The following is a 22,041-nucleotide window of genomic DNA, read 5'->3' as shown; positions in this document are numbered from 1 at the left end:
GTGAGCATCCTGTGCTGGCCTCAGAGGTTGTTGTACAGCCACTTGGGCATGTAGTACTTGCGCCGGTTGAATACGCTGCCGATCAGCTGAGCGCCGGCCTGGCTCAGGCGCTGGGCGGTGGCCTGGGCCACTTCCCAACGGGTTTCCTCGGCGCAGATCACCAGGATCACGCCGTCGACCAAGGTGCCGATGACCAGGCTGTCGGCGCTGGCATACACCGCCTCGCCGTCGATCACTACAAAGCGGTAATGGCTGCTCAGCTGTGCCAGCAGTACCCGCAGCAAGTCAGGGCTGAGGCGGTCGCGACCGCGCTTGAAGGTGCCCGCGGGCAGCACATCGAAGGGCTGGTCGGACAGGCGCACGATGCAGTCCAGCGCCAGCGGCGGAGTGTCCTGGTTGAACAGCAGGTCCGTGAAACCTCGCAGCTTGTGCAGGCCCAGCTGTTGGCTGAGGCTTGCGCCGGTGCCACCGCCGTTGCTGTCGATCAGCAGCACGGGGCCTGCGCTCATCAGTGCCAGCTGGCTGGCGAAGGCCAGTGCGCTGGTGCTGGTGCCGCTGCCGGTGTTGGCCGCGGTCAGCAACAGGGTGCGCTGCTCCAGGTCGAGCACCGTGGCGGTGAGGTTGGTTTCGCTCGGGTTGGCGATGCTCAGACTTCTCGAAGTAGAACCGTCCATTCAACTTGCTCCGTGGCCGCTGAAGACTTTAAAGGGCGTCTTGAAGAGGATTTTCAGGTCCAGCATCAAGCTCTGTTCATTGATGTAGCTAAGGTCCAGCTCAACGCGCTGGTCGAAGTCGATATCACTGCGACCAGAGATCTGCCAAAGCCCTGTCATGCCCGGATAGATGCTCAGGCGTGCCAGGTGGTTGTCCTTGTAGCGATAGGCGTTGAAGGACGTAGGCCTTGGGCCGACCAGGCGCATGTCGCCGGTGACCACGTTGATCAGATTGGGCAGCTCGTCGAGGCTGGTGCGACGCAGCAGGCTGCCGATGCGGGTAACCCTTGGATCCTTGTCGATCTTGAAGTCGATGGCGTCGGCTCCGTGCTTGTTCAGGTGACGCACCGAGTCCTTCAGGTCCTCGGCGTTGGCAACCATGGTGCGGAACTTGTACATACCGAACGTGCGCCCGCGGTAGCCGGTGCGTTTCTGGATGAAGAACACAGGACCCGGGCTGCTGCGCTTGACCAGTACCGCCAGCATCAGCAGCAGCGGCGAAATCACCGCCAGAAGCGCCAGTGCGCCCAGGCAGGACAGCGCCCGGTTGGTGCGTGACAGGGTCCACGGCCGCCCACCGACGCGGCCTGTCAGCCAGCCGCGTCCTTGCATGTGGATGGCGGCATCCATGCGCTGGCGATGCGCCGGATCCATACGTTTGTCCCGATGCAGGCCTTGCATCTCCGCACTTCGTGGTTGTCCTGTCATAACGCCCTCCGTTCATGCCTGCGCTCGCCTGGCTTGATGGCCTTCGCGGAGCGCGAGTAGTAACGATGGAACCAGGCGACAAAACGCCCGAGTCCTTCGTCCAGGGAAACTTGCGGGGTAAAACCGGTGACGCGCTCCAGGGCGCTGGCATCGGCGCAGGTGGTCAGCACATCGCCCGGCTGCAATGGCAGCAGCTCGATGTCGGCTTTGCGCTGCAGGTGTTTTTCCAGCAAGGCGACGTAGTCGGTCAGCTCCGCAGGGCGCTGGCCGCCAATGTTGTAGATGCGCCAGGGCGCGTGGCTGCTGGATGGGTCCGGTTGTGCGCGATCCCAGTCCGGATTCACCAGGGGCGGCAGGGGGATCAGCCGCACCAGGCTTTCGACGATGTCGTCGATATAGGTGAAGTCGCGCTGGTGATGTCCATGGTTGAACAGCTGGATCGGCCGCCCCTGGGTGATCGCCTGGGCGAACTGGATCGGCGACATGTCCGGCCGGCCCCAGGGACCGTAGACGGTGAAGAAGCGCAGGCCGCTGCAGGGGATCCCATACAGGTGGCTGTAGCTGTGGGCCATCGCCTCGTTGGCTTTCTTGGTGGCGGCGTACAACGACAACGGATGGTCGACGGCGTCCTGTACCCGGTAAGGGATGCGCTGGTTGGCGCCGTACACCGAGCTTGACGAGGCGTACAGCAGATGGCGCACCGGATAACGGCGGCAGCCTTCGAGAATGTTCAGGAATCCGCACAGATTGCTGTCGACGTACGCCTGGGGGTTGTCCAGCGAGTAGCGCACACCCGCCTGGGCGGCCAGATGCACCACTACATCCGGACGCTCCTGGGCGAACAGGCGGGCCACGCCGTCGCGGTCGCCGAGGTCCATCAGGTGCAGGGCGAAGGGCCCGGTCTGATCCTCGATCCACCGCACCCGTGCACGCTTGAGCGCCGGGTCGTAGTAGTCGTTGAAGTTGTCAAGGCCCAGCACCTGGTGGCCGTCGCGGATCAGGCGCAGGCTGACATGGGCTCCGATGAATCCGGCGGCGCCGGTCACCAGCACTTTCATGGTGCCGGGACCTGTGGCGGCACTTGGCGCAGCCCGATGCCCGTGTAGCTCAGCCCGTGCGAGGCAACCACCTCGGGGGCGTACAGGTTGCGGCCATCGATGATCAGGCGGGCGCGCAGCTTGTGGGCCAGCACGGTGAAGTCCACCACGCGGAAATTCTTCCATTCGGTGCAGATCACCAGGGCGTCCGCGTCCTGCAGCGTGTCGTCACGGGTGGCGCACAGGTGCAGGTCGTCACGATAGCCGTACAGGCGCCGGCATTCGTCCATGGCTTCGGGGTCATAGGCCCGCACTGTGGCGCCTTCGGCCCACAGCGCTTCCATCAGGTAGCGGCTGGGCGCTTCGCGCATGTCGTCGGTATTGGGCTTGAACGCCAGGCCCCAGATGGCGATCGACTTGCCGCGCAGCTGCCCTTGCAGGCGCTGCTTGAGCTTGCCGAAGAGAATCTGCCGTTGACGGTCATTGATTTCGCTGACGCTTTGCAGCAGGCGCAGCGGCATGCCGCTATGCTCGGCAGTGTGCAGCAGGGCGCGGATGTCCTTGGGGAAGCACGAGCCGCCGAAACCGCAGCCTGGGTAGATGAAGTGGTAGCCAATGCGCGGGTCGGAGCCGATGCCGCGGCGCACCGCCTCGATATCGGCACCCAGGTGCTCGCTGAGGTTGGCCAGCTCGTTCATGAAGCTGATCCGCGTGGCGAGCATGGCGTTGGCGGCGTACTTGGTCAGCTCGGCGCTGCGGTTGTCCATGAACATGAGCTTTTCACGGTTGCGGCAGAAGGGCGCGTAGAGTTCGGCCAGTTGCTCGTGGGCAATCTCGTCACGGGTGCCGATGATGATCCGGTCCGGGCGCATGCAATCGGCCAGGGCACTGCCTTCCTTGAGAAACTCGGGGTTGGAGACAACGCGTACTTCCAGGTTGTCCTTGGCCAGGTGCAGCAGCTCTTCACGGGCCAGGGCAATCACCTTGTCGGCGGTGCCCACCGGCACGGTCGACTTGATGATCAGGGTGCGGTCTTCTTCCATCAGCCCGGCGATCTGCCGGGTGACGTCGAGCACATGGGTCAGGTCGGCCGATCCGTCTTCGTCTGGAGGCGTGCCCACCGCGATGAAGATCAGCTCCGCATGCGCGACGGCGTCGCTGGCCTGGGTGCTGAACAGCAGGCGGCCTTCCTTGATGTTTTCCTCGAGCATGACCGACAGGCCTGGCTCGCTGATCGGTGGGACGCCTTGACGCAACTGATTGATCTTGTGCGTGTCGACGTCGACGCACAGTACGCGGTGGCCAACATCTGCCAGGGCAGCTGCTTGTACAAGCCCGACATAGCCGGTGCCAAATACGCTCACATCCATGCCGGCGTGCCTCGTATGAAGTAGTAAGGGGAATGAAACAGCGATGTGACTTGGGTATAGCTCAGCCTTGCCGTTTTGCGTCAAAGCAATGGCATGTTTCGCTTCAGTTACAGCCACTGGCAATTCCGGCCTTTTGCCATCAACTCTTTTTGAATCCGAAACTTAGCATTCAAAGTTGCTGGCACATGGCCGAATTATTACCCGATGAATGGTCAAACTCCCCGTAAAACGGGGGCTTAACGTGATAGGTAGTTGCCTTACGGACTGTATTTAAGCGCCAAAATACGGCTATATCGCTTCGCCAATAAGTTGACATTAACGGCCTTGTGCTTTGTTACATCCCTGCTACGGTTCAGGAGAAATACGGTTACAGCGGCGGACAGGAAACATGCGCGGATATATCAAGATGGGTGTGCTGGTGCTTTATCTGGCCAGCTTCCAGGACTATTACCTCGAGCGCTTGCAAGCGCTTGGCGTCAGTCTCTCGTTGGGGTTGTACCTGGGGGTTTTCGCAATCCTCGCCGCCGGCCTGCTGGCCAGTGCGTGGATCCGCGTGGGGGTGGTGCGCTGGACCGTGGCGCTGGCATTTTCGATCAGCGCGCTGTTTTTCGATGGCTACATGCGCATCACCGACTCCTACCTGACCTACAGCGCGTTTGTTTCCATGGTGTATGCCGGTGGCTTCATCCAGGAGGCGCTGGAGCAGTACCACTACGCAATCACCCTGGCGCTGGCCAAATCGTTGCTCCTGCTGGTGGGTATCGGCCTGCGCCCCGGCGCTCCGTCACCCTTGCCGCGCGCTGCGCTGGCATGGAGCACGCCGCTCCTGGCGCTCGCGCTGCTGATCGGCATTCTCTTCGTGCGGGCAGGCGAGGGCGCACGCGGCCTGCCGGTGATGTACACGCCGCTGGCCTACCTGAGCCTGTTCGGCTACGAGTCGCTGCACGACAGCGTCGGCCCTCGCCAGCCGGTGACGCTGGCGCACACAGGTCCTGCGATGGCCAAGGACATCGTGCTGATCATCGATGAAAGCATCGGCGGCAACTACCTGGACGTTAACACCCCGGCGGGCGTGGTCACCCACCTGAACCAACCGCCTCCCGGGGTGAGCGTGTTCAACTACGGCTATGCGGCCTCGGTCGCCAATTGCAGCGCCGACACCAACGTGACGCTGCGCTACGGCGGCACCCGCGGCGACTACCTGCGCATCAACTCGACCCAGCCATCGATCTGGCAATACGCCAAGGCCGCGGGGCGCAGCACTATCTACATCGACGGCCAGCGCACCGGCGGCAACCTGCAGAATCTGATGACCGAGACCGAAAAACGCGACATCGACCAGTTCATCCAGTTCGACGATACCCCGGTGCTCCAGCGCGACATGGCTGCGCTGGCCAAGCTGGTCGAACTGCTCGGCGACGGCACCCCGCAACTGATCGTGATCAACAAGGTTGGCGCGCACTTCCCCGTGCACGACAAGTACCCCGACGAGTTCGCGCAGTATCAGCCGGCCTTGCCCCGCGGACGCTTCATTGACGTCGCCGACACCGGCACCCGCGAAGGCTTTGACGGGCGCCCCCAGGACTGGGTGCTGTATCGCAACGCCTACATGAACACCGTCTCATGGAGCGTCGGCGAATTTTTCCGCCGCCTGTTCACCCAGGCCGACCTGAGCAAGGCCGTGGTGATCTACACCTCCGATCACGGCCAGGACCTGCACGAGCGTGGCAACCCCGGTCTCAACACCCACTGCGACAGTGATCCAGAGGCCGAGGAAGGGTTGGTGCCTCTGGTAGTGATTCAGGGCAAAGGGCTGCAGACCCTTGACTGGCAGGCGCAGCTCGCGGCCAACCGCAATGCCTCCAGTCACTACAACATCTTCCCCACGCTGCTCAGCCTGCTGGGCTATGACCGCGCGGGGATCACGCCGCTGTATGGCCAGGCGCTGGATGTGCCCACGCAAGACCCGTTCACCTTCAATGTGCGGTTCAATGCACGGCTTGGTGCCAAGCCGGATTTCCGGCGGATCGACCTGCATGAGGTGATCACGCCGGATGAGATCGTGGTGGTGCCGGTTGAGGGGGCGGGTGGGAACCAGCATGCCGTGAAGTGAGGCGGGGGGGAGGCATGATTTGCGCGGTCCATTTTCCTGCCGCGCAAATCATGGGTTCGTGGTGCAGGACATTTGGCAGCAACAGCGCATGATTTACCAGGTGCGAAAGCCGCCAGTGCAGCTGACCGCTTCCGAACCATGTCTGCCGGAGCGGCTTCCGACATGGGTGCAATTCTCTGCTGCGTTGTGCAGCGGCTTGAATCTGCCCACCAACCTCGTTAACCTTTCCGGGTCGCTGTCAATCCAGCGACCGGGCGTCGCGGCCCGCAATGCAAAAGGCGCAAAGCGCCACCCACCACAATCGCAGGCGCTTTTTTCGTGCCCGCTTTCTGTGTAATGGCGGCTGTGCGTGGGAGACCTTCGGGTCTGCCGGGTTTCCTTTTGCCTCGGTCCGCGAACCCGCGTACAGCTGCCACCTATTCGTTTCGCGGCGATGGTTGGCAGCCCACTGCAAAAGGAGCTGACGCATGACCAAAGGACTACCCGACCCGCCCGATGAGCATTCGCTCAAACGCCTCACCTTCGGCACTTGCAATGGCCATCACGAGCCGATCTTCACTGTGCGCCCAGGCGTTCTGGCTGAGGAAGCGCTGATCCACACCCTTCATCTCCTGCAAGGCGCTTATCAGTCCGTCACGCTCGCTCGCGAGGACGCGCGCGGTGATGCGCGGCGGCTGCTATGGGGTTCGCAGACTTCGCTGGAGATGGCAGAGGCCTTGGTGCACAAGGTCCTGGATGGATTGGTACTGTTGCCGACCAACCCGCCTGTAGGTCCGAGACCGGAGCCACAGGTGCGACCAGTGAATCGAGACACCCTCGGTTAAGCGTGTGCGAGGCCGCACATGCGGCCTCTTGCACCAACCCTTGAGAACTGCGGATAACCTGCTGATTCACCGGGCAGTTGTGGGAGCGGTTTCAACCGCGAACACCGGCGAAGCCGGTGCCAGGCATTGCTTACCCCTGCCGAAGCGGACAATCCTTCAACGACAGGCACCCGCAGTCGATGCAACCGCCCAGCTTGTCTCTCAGCACCAACAGCGATTCGATACGGCTCTCCAAGTGACTGCGCCATTGGCTGGACAGCCGCGCCCACTCCCTGGCATTTGACGCACGCTCAGACGGCAGCTGTCCCAGCTTTTCGCCTATCTCCTTCGAAGGAATGCCAACCATTTGCGCAATTCTGATCACCGCCACTCGCCGCAGCACGTCACTGCGATAGCGCCGCTGGTTACCCGCATTGCGCTGGGCCGTGATCAAACCCTCGCGCTCGTAGAAATGCAACGTGGAGATCGCCACTCCCGCCGCTTCGGCGACCTCGGAGGGACTCAACAGCCGTTTGCGTTCCTGCATGCGGGCTTCCTTGACCTCAAGCTAACTTGAGGTCGCAGACTACCAGCTCTCTCATCTGGAGTTGTCCTATGTCCGTAGATTCCCGTCCTGCGTTCGAGCTGTTCAATCCGTCTGGGCTGTATGATCCGAGCAGCAACGGGTATTCCCACGTCGCTGCGTTGGCGTCTGGGGCCAGGCTGCTGTTCGTCGCCGGGCAAGGTGGCGAGGATATCGACGGACGACTGCCAGCGGCGTTCCCTGAGCAGGCCAGGCAGGCGCTGACCAACGTGAACACTGCACTGAACTCGCAGGGTTCAAGCTTGCAGCAGGTGTTCAAGCTGACCTTGTTGATCGTCGATCACGACGAGCATCGCTTGCGCGACTGGGTAACGGAAGCGAATCGGATCTGGAAGGACGGCCATCATCCCGTCTGCACTTTGGTTCCGGTGCCACGGTTGGCGCTGGATGGAATGCTGGTGGAGATCGAGGCGGTGGCTGCTTGCACATAATTGGCGACCTTGCGGCTGTGGTTCAATCGCCAGCTGGCAGCCCCGAACGCCAGCGGCCCGCAGTTCGCAGCATTGGTGGAATGGCTGTTGTGGCCGGGTGTGAACCTAATGGTGTGTACGACCCTGACTTCATTGTCGGTGCGCCTGTTCCAGGTGCCCCGGCGATCGGCCGCCGAACAGCGGACGCCACGCGCCAGAATGAGTTTAACCCCATGGCCTGCGTCGGGGCTGCTGCTGCTGTCCATGGCGCTGGTCGTGATCCTGCAGGCGCTGCTGTTCGGGATTGAATTGTGGATGGCGCTGCTGAACATTCCGCTGGCGGTGTGCCTTGCCGTGGTGACCGCGCGCGTGGCCGGCGCGACCGGCATCGCGTCGATTGGCGTTATCCGCGAGCTGTCGCAGCTCAGCTTCGGTCTGATTGCCCCAGGGCAGCTGGCGATCAACCTGATGAGCGCCAACACGGCGGGTGGCGCGGCCGGGCAATCCACCGACCTGATGAACGACTTCAAAGTGGGCCTGGCGATTGGCGCAACGCCGCACAAACGGTTGGTTGCGCAATGCATCGGTATCTTGATTAATAGCGTGGTCGGGGTGTTAGTGTATCGGATGCTGATTTCCGATCCACCGGCCTTGTTGCTCACCGACCAGTTGCCGGCCCCGGCCGTGGCAATCTGGAAGGCGGTGGCCCAGACGCTTACGCAGGGTTTGGGGGCGCTGCCCTTGGAGTTACGTTGGGCGATTGTGATCGGGAGTGCTGTTGGCATACTGCTGGGGGCACTGGACAGCCTGTTGCCGCAGCAGGCGGCCCGCTGGCTGCCGAGCACGGCGGCGTTGGGAGTAGCGTTCATCCTGCCGGCGTCGATCGGCCTGATGATGGGGCTTGGTGCGATTGTTACTTGGCTGGTCTGCTGCCGGTGGCCGAGCGTTACCGAGCGGTTTGCGATTACGGCGGCGGCGGGGCTGATTGCCGGTGAGAGCCTCATGGGGGGGCATCGTTTTGGGGGATATTTCGGGTGGGGCAAGCGTTGGCGGCTCCTCCAATCTGGAGCATTTTCTCCAGGCCGATCTCGTCACCAAGCCAGGCCTTGGAAACTGCGCCATTTGCCGCCTATACAGACGACCTTCGTCTTCAGCGATTCAGACGATTGGGTCTCCGGGGCCAAAGAAATGGTCTTGGCGATTGAAACCAGCGCAAAACGGCGAGAAGCTGTCACTGACCGATGGATACGTTCTGAATATTTTCCGCTGAAGCTCTTACGCTCCACCACTATTCACCCCTGATTTCGTACGAAAGCACAGGGACTACCATAAAGAAAGAATGAGCAGAGCAAGAAAATTATTGCTGCATGGTGATATCTAAGCCACCGCACGGCATATAATCAAGTACCCGACGAATGGCAGCTAATTTTAGCGGGTGTAGTTTTACAACCCCAGCCACCTGTGCTTCTCTACTACTTATGACCTCGTCCGTTAACTTATCCAGCCAAGGGAAAGGACAACGTCTTCCCCCGCACTGGACAAACATACTAAGCCTACCGAGCGAAACGCCGGCTCATTGAATTATCTTTTCAGCGCCCCAACTCCAGACAGAGAGGTATAATATGGGCATCTGTTCTGATCAGTCAGTAAGCTACCTCAAGTCCCTCAACCTGAACGTCGTTCTTCATCCTAGCGCCGACTTAAAGCCGCTGGACTTGCTCGGCGAATATAAAGGAGCCCGCGGGATCATTGGCATTTTAAATCAACTGACCGAAGCGAACAATAATGCGCTCCCGGAAATCACACGGTCTGCGGCTGCAAACATTAATGGCAAAAAGAGCAGTAAAATCCCTATTGAGCTTGGAATAGACATCCTAGGCAACATCCTTGGTTCAATGGGAGCGGGATATCTTGATCTATCTGCTGGATATAAAAAAGCGAAAAAACTTGAGTTCGTCTATTTTGACGTTACTCGCCACCGAGCTAACACCATCTCCATCGGAGACTATCTAGCTGCGGCAAAAATACGTTGGAGCCATCCGATACTTAAGAAGTACCTCTTCGGTTCAGGCGATCTCTATGTCATTACGGAAGTCGTAACCGCACGCAAAATCGGTGTCACTGCTTATCTAGAGGACAACAGCAACATCACCCTCAACATTCCCCTCATCCAGCAGCTTGCAGGTGGCACAATCCATGTCGGCATAGATGCCAGCGCCACCTCAACGGTGCTTTACGAAGGCCCTTCAGATTTAGCGTTCGGCTTTGCCGCCATCGAGCTGTCGGCTGGCGACCGTCGTGACGATGCCGAGATCGACCTCGTATTCCGCCCAGTTAAAGCTGGAGATGCCAGCTTTAATATTAGCGGTCAGTCACCTTATCCTGAAAACATTAACTATGTGTTCGCCAATTTCGAGGGCGCCCTACCGAAGATAGTACGCACCGACCCCTTAGAGCTGGGAGAACGCTAACACACAACGTTCGCCCACATACAATTGGTTGAAAGGAGAAACTTATGGTTCAGCTAGTTTTCGTCCACGGTGTTGCGACCCGCTCCAGCCCCGAACAAAAACAAGCCATAGAGAATCGTGATGTACTCTTTAAGCAGTCATTGTTCAGGGGGCACTCGCTCACCGTGCGATCTCCAGCTTGGGGAAATCTTGTTCCAAAAATCGATCCTTATTTATTCAACACTGATGAAGGAGAAGTTAGCTTCTCTATCGCAGGAGGCGCTACTACCGGGATGGGTGGAGGACTCGCTGGAGCAGGTACGACGATTGGACCCACTTTAGCTGACATTGCGCGTAAAAGTCCTTCCGCGGCGATCGATGCAGCATTCATTGAATTGGTAGATAACGCAGATCGAGAAAATCGCCTGTTGTCGGCGGAGGAACTATTGGCATTCCAGTCAATGGTTGATGCACTCGAGAGCACAGATGCCCCCAGCATTGCACAGAGCGCAACCTCAGATCAAGACTTAGCAGTAGCGCTTAGCGCCCGCAGTGATCACAGTTTTGGCATTCGCAGCACGCTTGCCAACGCTGTCTCCGCTGTGACGGATCGGTTACGCAACACTGTGTCAACGGTAGCATTCGGTGCGATTCGCGGCGGCATAAATCCGGCGGTAGTTCTATTTCTCGGCGATATTTTTGCGTATCTGAAGGAGGGAGAACTTCGTGAAAAAATTAAGGAAGTAATCCGAGCAGACTTAGTCGAAGCGCACAAAGCCGCTAAAGCCGATTCTTCCTCCCTGATCGTCATTGGCCACAGCATGGGTGGGGTTATCCTCGTCGATATGCTGGGAGATCTTGAGGCTGCACAACTCCCAGAAGATCTACGGATCGCAGCCCTCATAACAGTCGGCTCTCAACCAGGGCTATTCAAGTCGTTAGGAGTCGTGGCCGGCAAAGTTGCCATTGATGGAAAGGCGCCCAAGCCCTCCTGTGTAGATCATTGGCTAAACGTCTTTGATCCCATTGATCCCCTTGCCTTTCGGGCATCCCCTCTGTTCACCGGCGTTAAAGATCTTACATTCGACTCAGTCACGGGCCTTGCATCGGCACACACAACCTACTTTAAGCGACCGCAGTTCTTCGCCAAAGCACGGCAGCGACTCCTGGCTCTGGGGGTCATATCACCATGACCACAATCTTCGAAAGAGACTTGGGCAATGAGCCTGTAACACATGCCTTCGTAATCGGTGTTGGTGAGTATCCTCACCGCTCTCCCGACTGGGGCGGCCTGCCACTGCTGAGAAATGTTCGTGACATACCTAGCGCAGCGGACAGCGCTAAATTCATGAGTGATTGGCTCTTAAAAAGCCTGGATGGACTTGCAACGAAGCTAGGAAGCTTGGAAGTACTAATTTCTGATCCCGCCAGTGCAGATCAGAGATATGCGTGGAGCCCAAAAATACCAGTGGATCGCGCCAGCGAAGCGAACGTGAAGATCGCTGGCAAGCTGTGGCTGAATCGGCTTAGAGCCAGACCCGGCGACGTTGCGCTGTTCTATTGCTGCGGTCATGGCGCAGCACACTCTGCACAGCCCGTTCTCTTCTTGGAAGACCTGAACAGCACAGGTGAGAATCCGTGGAGTTTTTTGAACATAGGAAACCTAGCCCAGTCGCTTCGTCGCGAGGCCTCTATACGCTGCGCCTTCATGTTTTCGGACGCTTGCGGTGAGTTCATTCAAAGCTTCGAGCTTAGCAACGCACTTGAAACTCGCTTTTTCAACGACCCTCTCCTCTTCGGTGAACCACGCGATAAGGTTCTCCTGCTTTGTGCGGCTCCGGACCAGCTACTCGCTTACGAGGGTGCAATAAGCCCCGACGATCCTGTAAAGCTCGGCCGTTTCACTCAAACCATCGTTATGGGCCTTAATGGCTCATCAGCCAGATGGAAAGACAACAACTGGATTGTCCATCCCAGTGAACTGATCTACGACTTGAAGCCCTTACGCAGGGTTTTTTTTCCGCATTGGTCAGACATGCCCTTCGAGCCATCCCCTGTCCTGACGCAGAATGAGATTTATCCCATTACCAATCTGACCAACCCTGAATTTCCACTGCTTGTGTCCACAGACCCGGCGGATGCCATGACCCGCTTTAACCTATATGTAAGCGATCGAGATGATCCAAATCCTCCCTGGATCGCGAGCAAAACAGATCTAATCGATGCGGTCTGGCGCACCACCATCAAGGGAAGCTTTTCACCGCATTATGCTCTGGCCGTCACGGATGCAACCTCAACCTTCTACTCAAGCCGCTTCTTTCCTATACAGCCAATTTTCAATCACCGAGTAATAGTGCGATGAATACAACACTTAAATTCGTCGCTCCTCCAGACTTCTCAGTGGGCCGAATCAGGATCAGCAATGCGAATGGTTTAGTCCGCTCATGGGTAACCACGCACGACAACATCACTTTGCCGATCCAAACATTCGAGCCTGGGTATTTCATCGCAGAGATAGCGCCCGCAGGTGTCTCACCACAGTCAGTGATCTTCGAGGTGATATCCGGGCAGGAGAATTTAGTGAGGCTGCCTTCATTCTCAGCCTTACGGGCTTCAGGTCTGGCCCCAAACTTCATTAACGTTGAAAACGAACAAGCAGCGCTTACAGCACTTTTCAACGCGAAGGGGGAGCCAACAGTCTGTTTGAACGCCACTCCCGTACCGCGGGATATGCAGGTTCGCCAATTCTCGGTAGGCTTGTCACAGGAATCTGAGGGCCACCGAGAGTCCTTTGGACCATTCAACGGAAGTTTTCAGTTGCAAATGGTCGGGGAGCTTGCGCTCATCACTGTGCGAGGCGCTTATCATTGGACACCCTGGTCAGGACAAAGAGTACGACTCTCGAGCGCCCTTCAGGACGTTAAAGTTCAACGCCAGCTTCTTCCTATGTACCAGGGTGGTACGACCATCAGCATCAATCCATCCGTCTTGGCTTCAGCCGACGTCGAATATCTGATCACGCCTGAAGATCCCCGAACCCGAGCATTGCTTCGAACCTTACAAGGAGGAACGTCGGACGAAGCAAAAGAACTTAGCCAGACACTGTTAACCGAAAATCAGATGCATACTCTCCTGACAAAGGAAAAGGGTGATCCCTGGGGAGCAATCTTGGCTGGATTATTGTTCATCCGGTTTCCCGACATTTTTGGAAAAATTTGCAGTGAGTGGGCAGAAAATCTTGCACTAAAAGCCAATTGGGCTTACGACGCTCACGTAATTAGAGCACACCAGCTAATCATGTCAGCCGACGGCTCTAAGGAATCGCAAACCTCAGCGGCCGTATTGGCACTTAGGGCCCTGACCCAAGCGTCATCGCTAGGCTCTCCTTATTACAGCTACGCCAATCAGCTCTTTGGTGAACTGGCTGAAGGCATAGAGTTTTTCTTCGCCGAGTCACCATTCGACAAGCAGAAAAAAAGGGCGGCGACTCTGATTGCTCGTTGGCGCAGACAGGCCCCGTTACAGAATAGTCACGACGCCACGTTTTCTTGGCTCAGTCGAGACAAAGACTCACTCAAGGAAGGCCACCTCACTCCCTATCGATCTCCTTCGGGACGACTCAGAGGTCGCGACACGACCGTTGTCCTCAACGGAACTATTCAAGGTAACCACATCACTGTCGCCAGGAACGCCTCTACCGCTAGGCATTTCGACAGCGCCCCGCCAGGTTTGGAAATACTAGTGAACAGTATCCCCGGGCAACAGGTTAAATCCATCTCACAGGCAGCATCGAAAAATAAGCGCTACGGATCGCCCAATTGGCTGCGCCGCATAGAGCCGCCCAAGAAGGAAATTCTCTTACGTTTTCAAGTTCAAAGCCCCCGGTTAGAGGAAGTCGTATCCTCGAATTCGGCTGCAACGCAGTCGGAATCATCCCAAAATCAGGAATTGTCGAGAGAGCGTCTCCGAGAGGAAGACGAGCCAGCAATTACCACGACAGAAGATGACCCCAATTTGGGCAAATTTGGCGGGAGCGCCGAGGTCGACGGCTATATACTCGATGCAGCATTTCAGCCGACTTCGACCGCTGACTGGGTTACTGTAGAAATGACGATAACAGCGTCGAACTCGACCAAGGTCGAACTCGACGATGTCGCTTGGTTTTGTCTTCACCCGGACTTCAGTCCCCGCTGGGTAAAAGTTTTGTTCAGTAACAGACGTGCATCTCTCTCTGTCCACGCGTGGGGAGGATTCACCGTCGGCGTTTGGCTGCCAGCCCCCAATTTGAGACTCGAACTCAACCTTGCAACGCTCGATCACGCACCGCACATTATCAAAACACTATGATTTTACAGAACATGTAAGGCGTTTCGCTTAATTTCTGTCTGCGAAGAGGAAGCAGGAGATGGGGCTCAAAGAAGATTTCGCCAATGACACTGGCTGGACGGCGATCGACTCCAGCACGCGCCTAAACAGCAGTCCAGGCAAGAAACTTCTCAAGTTTCTGCATCTCAATGGGGTGGATACGATTATCCGCTACTATTCAAGCACTTCTAGACCGAAGACGCTGACGCTGGAAGAAGCGAAGTATTTATCACAGGAGGGGTTTGCTATTCTGCCGATCTTCCAGGACAGCAGCCGTGATATCTCAAATTTCTCTACCTCCATCGGAAAGAGGAATGCTCAGAGCGCGCTGGCCTTCGCCAAGACTGTAGGGCAGCCCATCGGAAAAGCAAGCACAATCCTATTCGCGGTCGACAAGGATTACACCGCAAAACAGATTGATGGTCCTATTCTGGATTACTTCAGAGCAGTGAAAGAGCAGATCGGTGACGATTTTCGAATTGGCTGTTATGGAAGCGGCGCCACGCTTTCCAAGTTACTATCAGAAAATTTGATCGAAGTGCCATGGCTTTCGATGTCCAGGGCATTTCTCGGAACTGAACAATTCTTCTTTTCGAACAGGTGGGCCATTCGACAAGTTCCCCCGGAGCGTACGGAGGCGACTAGCCAGATCGGATATGACCGCAACGTCATACGCATTGTCCGAAAGCAACTGGGTGCCTTCCAAGTAGGTGTAGACGGCACCGGTATGGTTGTTTGGGATGAAGCGGAGGATGCAACTCTTGCAGCCTTGCCGCTAATCATAACGCCCACTCGCGCCCCTTCATCGGAAGATCTAATCGTAGCAACTGAAGGGCTGCGGCTGCGTGAAGCACCTAATGGCGCCATCATTCGCGATTTGACAATTGGTGAACGCCTTGTCGCTTTGGCAGAAACAGACACCGGAGGGTGGAGAAAAGTACGCGCCGACAGCGATGAGGGTGTTTGCTTCGCTGAGTACTTGCGAAAACCTGAGAGGCCGGAAGTTGAGGCACTGGTCAGGGCTACGATCGACGAATGGTTACGCTTTGGAAAAGGTCACGGTAACGAGAAAAATGATCCGTATTGCGACTATGTTAGAGAAATGTGGGCAGCAATTGGCCAGCCCTATAATGGACGTAGTACCTACCCAGACGGGCGCGATGTGCCTTGGTCAGCTGCGTTCGTCTCCTGGGTTGTACGACGCGCAGGTCCTGCATACGCGAACTTTCGCTTTGCACAAGGGCACGCGGCATTCGTGAACAATGCGATCAATGCTCGCATTACTAAGCGGGAGGATAAACCGTTCTGGGGTTTCCGCATTTCAGAGGCAAAACCGGAGCTGGGAGACATAATTCAACGAAATCGGTCTGGAAATGACTTCAGCTTTTCATATGCTGAAAACCATGAGTCCTATGAAAGCCATTCAGACATCGTAGTCGAGGTGAAACCCGATGTCGTACGTGTCCTTGGCGGTAATGTAGAAAATACAGTGGGGTTTGGGACGACGCTGCAAGAATACCACCTATCCCTTGATGGCTTCCTTCGCCCAGATCAGAACATCATCGCTCTTCTCAAGAATCGAGCAGGTGTTGCAGAAGCATAGTCAGCGGGCATTACCAACCCTCTATTTACAAAATTTAGGTAGCGCATGAACCCATATTGCCTTGCGATCGGAAAAATCTGCAGCACCAATGTCACGAGCCTTGCTATCCAACACAAACAAGCAATCTCCGGCTGTGCCTACATAGGTTGCCAGCCCTTTCTCTGTTCCATATGTAGTTCGACCTACAACTGGATCTCCGCTCGCAAGGATGACATTTCCAACTTTAATCAAGTCGGTAGCATGATCGAAATCAAGATCATTCAAGAGATAATTTGGGTCCTTGATATATTTTTTCTTGGAGATAATCCGTTTCCCGACATGGAAGTATCTACTTTCATCCAATGCTCAAGCTCTTACTAACTTCTGCACTAAAGGAGACAAAAGTACAAAAAGCCAGCACAAAATAACAATCAACACAACACCCTTAATTGAGTAAAGTGCGGTATTGAAGCCGCTTAGACGTTCTTTGTGATCGTTCTCCCGTACCTTTGCAAGCACACAGTGAGTCACTTCTCCATTAGAGCAGTGCAGCAATGGGGAGTCCGTCAGATTGTGCGAATCGTAATGTCACCCTCCGTTGGCTCTGTACGAAAAGAGAGGTTGCAGCAAGCCAGTGAGACTATGGCGGCAAGCAGCCAATTACAGCTTTTGCACAAGCGGCCACGTTGGCTTGATGGAATGCTGACTTCGTCACCAGTGGCCCAGACGCTTGCGCAGGGTTTGGCGTTGAGTGCCGGTGAGAGCATCATGGGAGTGGGGACGTCGTTCTGGGGAGATGCTTCAGGTACTGTAGATGTTGGCACAAGCATCTGTCAGACGCTCCCTGCACCTCAATCCGGCAGGGCCGCCAACACCGCACCAACCATCCTGTAGAACGCAGCCGGCGAATCCACATCGCGCGCAGGGGCCTTCACCTTGTCGTCGGCACGCGTGCCGCGCCGGGCCTGATCGGAGGTGGCTGACAGCTTGACGATTACCACTTCGCAGCGGGGTTAATGAAATCTTCTGACCGAAGCGCCCGCTGGCTTCGACCGAGCCATCGCCGTCGTTTTTCTGATACCAGTAATTGCGGTAGCCGTAGCCAGGGCAGCTGGGGCCGAGGTTGCCTTGGGCGAACACCGCCGGGTCTGCAGGCTGGAAGGTGCTATGCACTGCCTGGTTGAAGCTGTCGCCCTTGGCATCGCGGGCCAGATCGCGGCGTACCATTTCGGCGAAACGAGCGGAGTCGCGAAGGTTACAACTGATGCCACCAGAGGCCATCGCAAACCCGATCGGGTCGACCTGCACATACGCGTCGTCCTCGGCGAAGCGTGACCACAACCGCTGCTCGACCAGTTGAGCCCAGTTGAGCCCGGTGATGCGCCGTAATGCCATACGAAGCTTTAAAGCATGGTGCGATACCAATGAAATGTTCTTCGAAATCTCATTCCTTAAGCTGCTGTTTAGCTATCAGGGTGTCCAGTGGCCGCTTTCGGCCGATAGCTGCTCTCAGTGAATGATCACTTGGGGTCGGATTGCGACGGACATACCTCGACCGTCGCTGTACGCTTTCAGACCTCCGTCTGCTCCGCCAACCCCAATGCGTCATCGACTTCAATACATTAGTGCTTCAATGCCGATTGCTGGCGCTGCTGGAAAGTCCAAGGCCCCAGATCAGGACGAATTGTCTATACCAGTTGCGCTGCGTGTGCTGAGGGGACCCGACCCACTCTACCCCGCAAGGCCGACGTCGCAGGTTGTCTTCTTACTGGACAGGGAGCCCACGTCCCTATAGCGTGAACCGCAATGGCCTTAAGCCATATCGGCCGCCGCTACTTCATAAGGATCTCGAAACGTGCTCATAGAATCGCTACGCCTGATCAACTTCAAAAAGTTCAAGGATCAGACTTTTGACTTCAACGAAGATGTAAATATTTTCGTGGGTGATAATAACGCAGGCAAAAGCACGATTCTGGAGGCTTTGGAGATCGTGCTCAATTTTCAGTATCGCGGTCGGCCATTTAATAGCGAATTCTCCCCGGATCTATTCAACGCAGAGACAGTTGCTGCGTTCCGCGCTTCGCCAAAAGCGCCTGGAGATTTACCGTGCCTCGTGATCGAGGCGTATATGAAGGACGTGCCCGACTACCGGGGTGCGAACAATAGCCTGAAGAAAGATGCTCAGGGGGTGCAGATCAAAGTCAGCTTTGATCCAGATTTTACTGATGCCTATAACGATTACCTAGCCTCTGGTGCCGCGGTGACCAGCATCCCAGTGGAGTTCTACCAAGTCGAATGGATGGATTTTGCTTGGAATGTTATCAAGCCGATGACCAAGCAATTCAGAGCGCTCTACATTGACCCCACTCGTATTCATCCCACCTTCGGCAAAAACCAGTATATCTCGAATGTGCTGAGCACCGCACTCAGAAAGGACGAAGAGTATCGTCTGAGCCTGCACTACCGTGAGACTCTCCAATCATTCAACAATACTGATGAGGTCACGACCGTCAACAAGGATTTGGATTCCGATAACAGGATCACGGAAAAGAGGCTGACCATCGCCGCCAACACCATGCCCGCTGGCGCGCTCCAGAACGGTTTGCAACTTGAAGTAGATTCCGTGCCGTACCACATGATCGGCAAGGGTGAGCAGAGCAAGGTGCAAATCAAGCTGGCCCTGCATAACAAGTCAAAAGATATCGACCTGGTTATGATGGAGGAGCCAGAAAATCACCTGTCGCATGTTGAGCTAAGCAAGTTAGTGCAAGACATTGAGGACCAGCGAGACGGCAAGCAGCTATTCCTCACCACCCACAGTTCTTATGTGCTGAACAAACTGAGCATTGATAAAATTTGCTTGCTGCATGACACATATAAGCGACTACATCTGCTGGACAATGCGGTAGTAAAGACGCTGAAGCGGCTGCCAGGCTACGACACGCTGCGTGTCGCGCTCTCCAAGAAGGTGGTGTTGGTAGAAGGCCCCTCTGATGAGTTAATTCTCAAAAAGATCTACAGAGAGACCCACAAAGAGCGTCTGCCAGAGCAAGACGGGATCGATATCATTGTGGTGCGCGGCGTCGGGTTCAAGACGTTCATTGCGATCGGCAAAGAAATCGGTACCACGATTAATGTCTTACGAGATAACGACGGCAATTACGAAAATAACGTCGTTAAAGCACGCAAAGATTACACAGATTTCCCAAACATAAAGCTGATCTCTTCAACGAAAAATAATGAGTTTTCGCTGGAGCCAGCGATGATTCTGGCCAACGCGGAATCGGAAAAAGAGTTGGAAGCATTTGCAAAAATCACCCTCTCAAGCAAAACCTTCAAGCTGTTCACTGCCATACCTACCTTTGCTGAAAAGCTCGAATTTATCGTGGAGTGGTTCAGAAGCGGTGACGGCGACGGCAAAGGCAAGAAGAAGGTCGACGCCGCGATTCGAATTTTCGAAACTGATGAGCCGTTCAAATATCCAGCCTTCCTCGCTGAGGTGCTGAATTTTGCCTAATAAACTCTGCATGGCGGGCGCCGGTTCAGGCAAAACTCACAAGATTATTACCGAATCAATCGCCGAAATTGAGCGTGGAGGAAAGGTTCTGGTGGTGACCTATACGACCAGTAATCAGCAGGAACTGAGACGTCGATTTCTGGAGATCTTTGGTATGCATAGTGATCGGTTCGTTGTCAAAGGTTTGTTCTCATTTTACCTGGAAGATATGGTGAGGCCGTATCAGCAGGCATTGTTCCCGCGTCGGATCGATGGCATCTGTTTCAACCAGCGCAATCCTCATATGAAGCCAGATTCAACGTCTATGCTCCCGGGGTGCGCGGAGCAGCTGGACGATAAGAGCTACAACCCAAAACATTTCCTGACTTCATGCAAGACCAAGGCTCATACCGGCTTTCTCGCAAAACTGGCGAGCCGGATCATGAAGGCCACGATAAACTCTGCGGCAATACGACTAGGGGAGATTTATACCCAGGTGTTCTTTGATGAGGTTCAAGATCTGGTTGGGTGGGACTACGAGGTGCTCAAGGGGCTGAGCAAAGTGATGCCGACACCCATCACGTGCGTAGGGGATTTCCGGCAGACGGTGTACGAGACGACGTTTGGCCAAAAAGCTCCAAAGACGGCCGCTGAGAAGATCGCAGCCTTCAAGTCCATGGGCTTTGAGGATGAGTCACTGACACATAACCGGCGATGCATTCAACCGATTTGTGACGTCGCCGATGCTGTACATAACGGTACCTATGAAGCGACGGAGTCAGCAGTGAAGGAGGTGCCACCTGAATTTTTCCATCACCTCGGCACATTCATCGTCAAGGAGTCGGACGTCGCCGAATACATTAAGGTTTTTGACCCTATGGTGCTGCGTTGGAGCGTGACGTCAGGAGCGAAGCTTCTTCCCCCCGAGGCGCGCTGCTACAACTTTGGCGGGAGCAAAGGGCTGGGTTTTGATCGGGTGTTGGTGCTACCGACTGAAAACCAGTTGCATTTCGTCTTGGATGCGCGAAAGCCGTTTCCCGCGAAGGACGAAACAGCTCAGAACAAGATGTACGTCGCCATTACGCGCGCGCGATATAGTCTGGGGTTTATCGTGCCTGACAAGAAAGCCGCTGGCTTACGGTTCCCGATCTGGGCAAAAGCTTCTGTTGACGGCAGTTAATGAGTCCACGCGGTGATGACTTCAACTGATAGCGTTTCTGATAAACGCCTCAATTTTGGGGTAAGGCTCGCGTCTTATCTGAGGAATCGGCGCATCACATCGGCACTTTCCACGAGCATTCGCGAACGTTAGACCGTCCGCTTTTGGTCGTATGTAGCCCTTGGCGAAAGTCCGCTATGGGTCCAGGCTGTGTGAAAACGCAGTAAATACATCGAAAACCCATAGTTGAGCTGACTGCCTGTGGAATCAGCAGGCGAGAGCGCGGATACCCTTACCCGCGGAAAAGACGTTTGCAGTGCTATATGGGCCGCGTCAGCTGCCCATATAGCTGTTTGCGGGCCAGCACGCGGCGGGGTTTACGCCCTGATCGCCTCAATTAACCCTGCGATGCCGAAGATGCTCATCATTCGTTTGAGGTTGTCGGCGAGCACGTGAAGGCTCATTTCGGTGCTTACCCTCGGCAGGGTTTTGGTCAGGAAGTGGGTACTTCCCATCCAGAATTTGAGCGTGCAAGGGATGCTCCACCGTCTGCCGGCGAACCTTCATCTTCCCCGGATCATGCTCCAATCGAATCTGCACTCCTTCGACTACGGCTTCATGCTCCCAGCGCTTAATCGCCGCTCTTTACCGGTTGTACACTGCTTCTGCATGGAGCAGCTCTGGCATCCTGAAAACCAATAGCAGTGCAGTAGCATGCCGTCTTCCACCGAGGAATGCCGGCGCGTCAGCAACTGGCCCGCAGGGCATCGATATTCGTCCGATGCAGCCATGTAGATGAAGTCCTGCTTGCCGAATCGGCCTTCCGCTTTGCTGCTCGATGTCAGTGGTTTAGGTACAAAGGTGGTGATGCCAGCTTGCTCGCAAGCAAGGATTTCCGGGCCTTTGTAATAGCCTCGATCAGCAACCACCGTCATCGCCTCAGCACCGATATCTTCACGTGCCTGGTTAGCCATATTGCTCAGTTGCCCGCGATCATTACCAACGTTGATCACCTCATGGGCAATGATCAGATGGTGTTTGTCGTCGACTGCTGTTTGTACGTTGTACCCAACTGTGCCGGAGCCTCGGCCGCTTGTGGCCATCGAACGGGCATCTGGATCGGTAAGCGAGATTTGCTGATCGGGACTGGTTGAAGCTGCGCCTCGATGTCCTTGAGTTTTTGCATCTGCTGTTTCAGCTTTTCGACTTTGTCTTTCAATCGCTCAGTCTT

17 protein-coding genes and 2 pseudogenes are annotated in these 22,041 nt (G+C 56.0%); 11 read left to right on the top strand and 8 right to left on the bottom strand.

The window, feature by feature from the left end:
• Positions 1-20 precede the first annotated feature (20 nt).
• The 4 genes from AC0ZZU_RS11485 to AC0ZZU_RS11470 are packed head-to-tail and all read right to left on the bottom strand — an operon-like array spanning position 21 to position 3,828.
• Positions 21-674 carry a CpsD/CapB family tyrosine-protein kinase gene (locus AC0ZZU_RS11485; protein ID WP_158457938.1) on the bottom strand — a complete coding sequence of 218 codons (654 nt, stop codon included), beginning with the start codon at positions 672-674 and terminating at the stop codon, positions 21-23.
• Positions 675-1,421, bottom strand: coding sequence for a sugar transferase (locus AC0ZZU_RS11480; RefSeq protein WP_476340764.1), 747 nt, complete (start codon positions 1,419-1,421; stop codon positions 675-677).
• The gene (locus tag AC0ZZU_RS11475; RefSeq protein WP_476340763.1) at positions 1,418-2,479 is read right to left on the bottom strand and encodes an NAD-dependent epimerase; all 1,062 of its coding nucleotides are present in this window, start codon (positions 2,477-2,479) and stop codon (positions 1,418-1,420) included. The genes AC0ZZU_RS11480 and AC0ZZU_RS11475 overlap by 4 nt, the downstream gene beginning before the upstream one ends.
• Complete coding sequence (locus AC0ZZU_RS11470; RefSeq protein ID WP_476340762.1) at positions 2,476-3,828, bottom strand: UDP-glucose dehydrogenase family protein; 1,353 nt, start codon at positions 3,826-3,828, stop codon at positions 2,476-2,478. Before AC0ZZU_RS11470 ends, AC0ZZU_RS11475 begins: the two co-directional genes overlap by 4 nt.
• Positions 3,829-4,216: 388 nt before the next feature.
• Between AC0ZZU_RS11470 and AC0ZZU_RS11465 the strand changes: the two genes are divergently transcribed.
• Together AC0ZZU_RS11465 and AC0ZZU_RS11460 are read left to right on the top strand one after the other, a co-directional pair.
• A complete protein-coding gene (locus tag AC0ZZU_RS11465; protein ID WP_476340760.1) occupies positions 4,217-5,941 on the top strand; it encodes a sulfatase-like hydrolase/transferase in 1,725 nt (574 codons plus the stop codon).
• A gap of 467 nt (positions 5,942-6,408) precedes the next feature.
• Positions 6,409-6,765, top strand: coding sequence for a DUF6124 family protein (locus tag AC0ZZU_RS11460; RefSeq protein WP_476340759.1), 357 nt, complete (start codon positions 6,409-6,411; stop codon positions 6,763-6,765).
• A 130-nt stretch (positions 6,766-6,895) separates the two neighbouring features.
• On the opposite strand, the gene soxR is transcribed toward AC0ZZU_RS11460, so the two are convergent.
• Positions 6,896-7,291 carry a redox-sensitive transcriptional activator SoxR gene (gene soxR / locus AC0ZZU_RS11455; RefSeq protein WP_476340758.1) on the bottom strand — a complete coding sequence of 132 codons (396 nt, stop codon included), beginning with the start codon at positions 7,289-7,291 and terminating at the stop codon, positions 6,896-6,898.
• Positions 7,292-7,359: 68 nt separating this feature from the next.
• On the opposite strand from soxR, the gene AC0ZZU_RS11450 reads away from it, so the two are divergent.
• The 7 genes and pseudogenes from AC0ZZU_RS11450 to AC0ZZU_RS11420 all read left to right on the top strand — a co-directional run bounded on the left by AC0ZZU_RS11450 (position 7,360) and on the right by AC0ZZU_RS11420 (position 16,176).
• A complete protein-coding gene (locus tag AC0ZZU_RS11450; RefSeq protein WP_476340757.1) occupies positions 7,360-7,779 on the top strand; it encodes a RidA family protein in 420 nt (139 codons plus the stop codon).
• Positions 7,780-7,824: 45 nt separating this feature from the next.
• A pseudogene (locus tag AC0ZZU_RS11445) lies at positions 7,825-8,766 on the top strand (OPT/YSL family transporter); the annotation flags it as partial.
• Between the two features lie 614 nt (positions 8,767-9,380).
• Complete coding sequence (locus tag AC0ZZU_RS11440) at positions 9,381-10,229, top strand: gasdermin (protein WP_476340756.1); 849 nt, start codon at positions 9,381-9,383, stop codon at positions 10,227-10,229.
• Positions 10,230-10,273: 44 nt separating this feature from the next.
• Positions 10,274-11,401, top strand: a complete 1,128-nt coding sequence (locus tag AC0ZZU_RS11435; RefSeq protein WP_476340755.1) for a lipase family protein — start codon at positions 10,274-10,276, stop codon at positions 11,399-11,401.
• Entirely contained in the window at positions 11,398-12,570 is a 1,173-nt protein-coding gene (locus AC0ZZU_RS11430; RefSeq protein WP_476340754.1) for a hypothetical protein, read from the top strand. Before AC0ZZU_RS11435 ends, AC0ZZU_RS11430 begins: the two co-directional genes overlap by 4 nt.
• Positions 12,567-14,555, top strand: coding sequence for a pYEATS domain-containing protein (locus AC0ZZU_RS11425; RefSeq protein WP_476340753.1), 1,989 nt, complete (start codon positions 12,567-12,569; stop codon positions 14,553-14,555). Before AC0ZZU_RS11430 ends, AC0ZZU_RS11425 begins: the two co-directional genes overlap by 4 nt.
• 58 nt (positions 14,556-14,613) lie before the next feature.
• Positions 14,614-16,176 carry a DUF2272 domain-containing protein gene (locus AC0ZZU_RS11420; protein WP_476340751.1) on the top strand — a complete coding sequence of 521 codons (1,563 nt, stop codon included), beginning with the start codon at positions 14,614-14,616 and terminating at the stop codon, positions 16,174-16,176.
• Between the two features lie 21 nt (positions 16,177-16,197).
• Here AC0ZZU_RS11420 and AC0ZZU_RS11415 read toward each other — a convergent pair whose 3' ends face one another.
• Both AC0ZZU_RS11415 and AC0ZZU_RS11410 read right to left on the bottom strand, forming a co-directional pair.
• Positions 16,198-16,518, bottom strand: coding sequence for a hypothetical protein (locus AC0ZZU_RS11415; protein ID WP_476340750.1), 321 nt, complete (start codon positions 16,516-16,518; stop codon positions 16,198-16,200).
• Between the two features lie 438 nt (positions 16,519-16,956).
• Positions 16,957-17,580: a hypothetical protein gene (locus AC0ZZU_RS11410; RefSeq protein WP_476340749.1), complete on the bottom strand. Its 624-nt coding sequence runs from the start codon at positions 17,578-17,580 to the stop codon at positions 16,957-16,959.
• Positions 17,581-18,010: 430 nt separating this feature from the next.
• Here AC0ZZU_RS11410 and AC0ZZU_RS11405 point away from each other — a divergent pair, with 430 nt between their 5' ends.
• Together AC0ZZU_RS11405 and AC0ZZU_RS11400 are read left to right on the top strand one after the other, a co-directional pair.
• Positions 18,011-19,672 carry an ATP-dependent nuclease gene (locus AC0ZZU_RS11405; RefSeq protein ID WP_476340748.1) on the top strand — a complete coding sequence of 554 codons (1,662 nt, stop codon included), beginning with the start codon at positions 18,011-18,013 and terminating at the stop codon, positions 19,670-19,672.
• Positions 19,665-20,831 (top strand): UvrD-helicase domain-containing protein, encoded by a 1,167-nt coding sequence (locus AC0ZZU_RS11400; protein ID WP_476340746.1) that lies wholly within the window; start codon positions 19,665-19,667, stop codon positions 20,829-20,831. Before AC0ZZU_RS11405 ends, AC0ZZU_RS11400 begins: the two co-directional genes overlap by 8 nt.
• Before the next feature lie 356 nt (positions 20,832-21,187).
• Here AC0ZZU_RS11400 and AC0ZZU_RS11395 read toward each other — a convergent pair.
• Positions 21,188-22,041, bottom strand: a pseudogene (locus AC0ZZU_RS11395) (transposase); the annotation flags it as partial.

It is taken from the genome of Pseudomonas sp. JE3303 (assembly GCF_056312565.1).
This window is presented reverse-complemented; position numbering and strand designations above follow the sequence as displayed.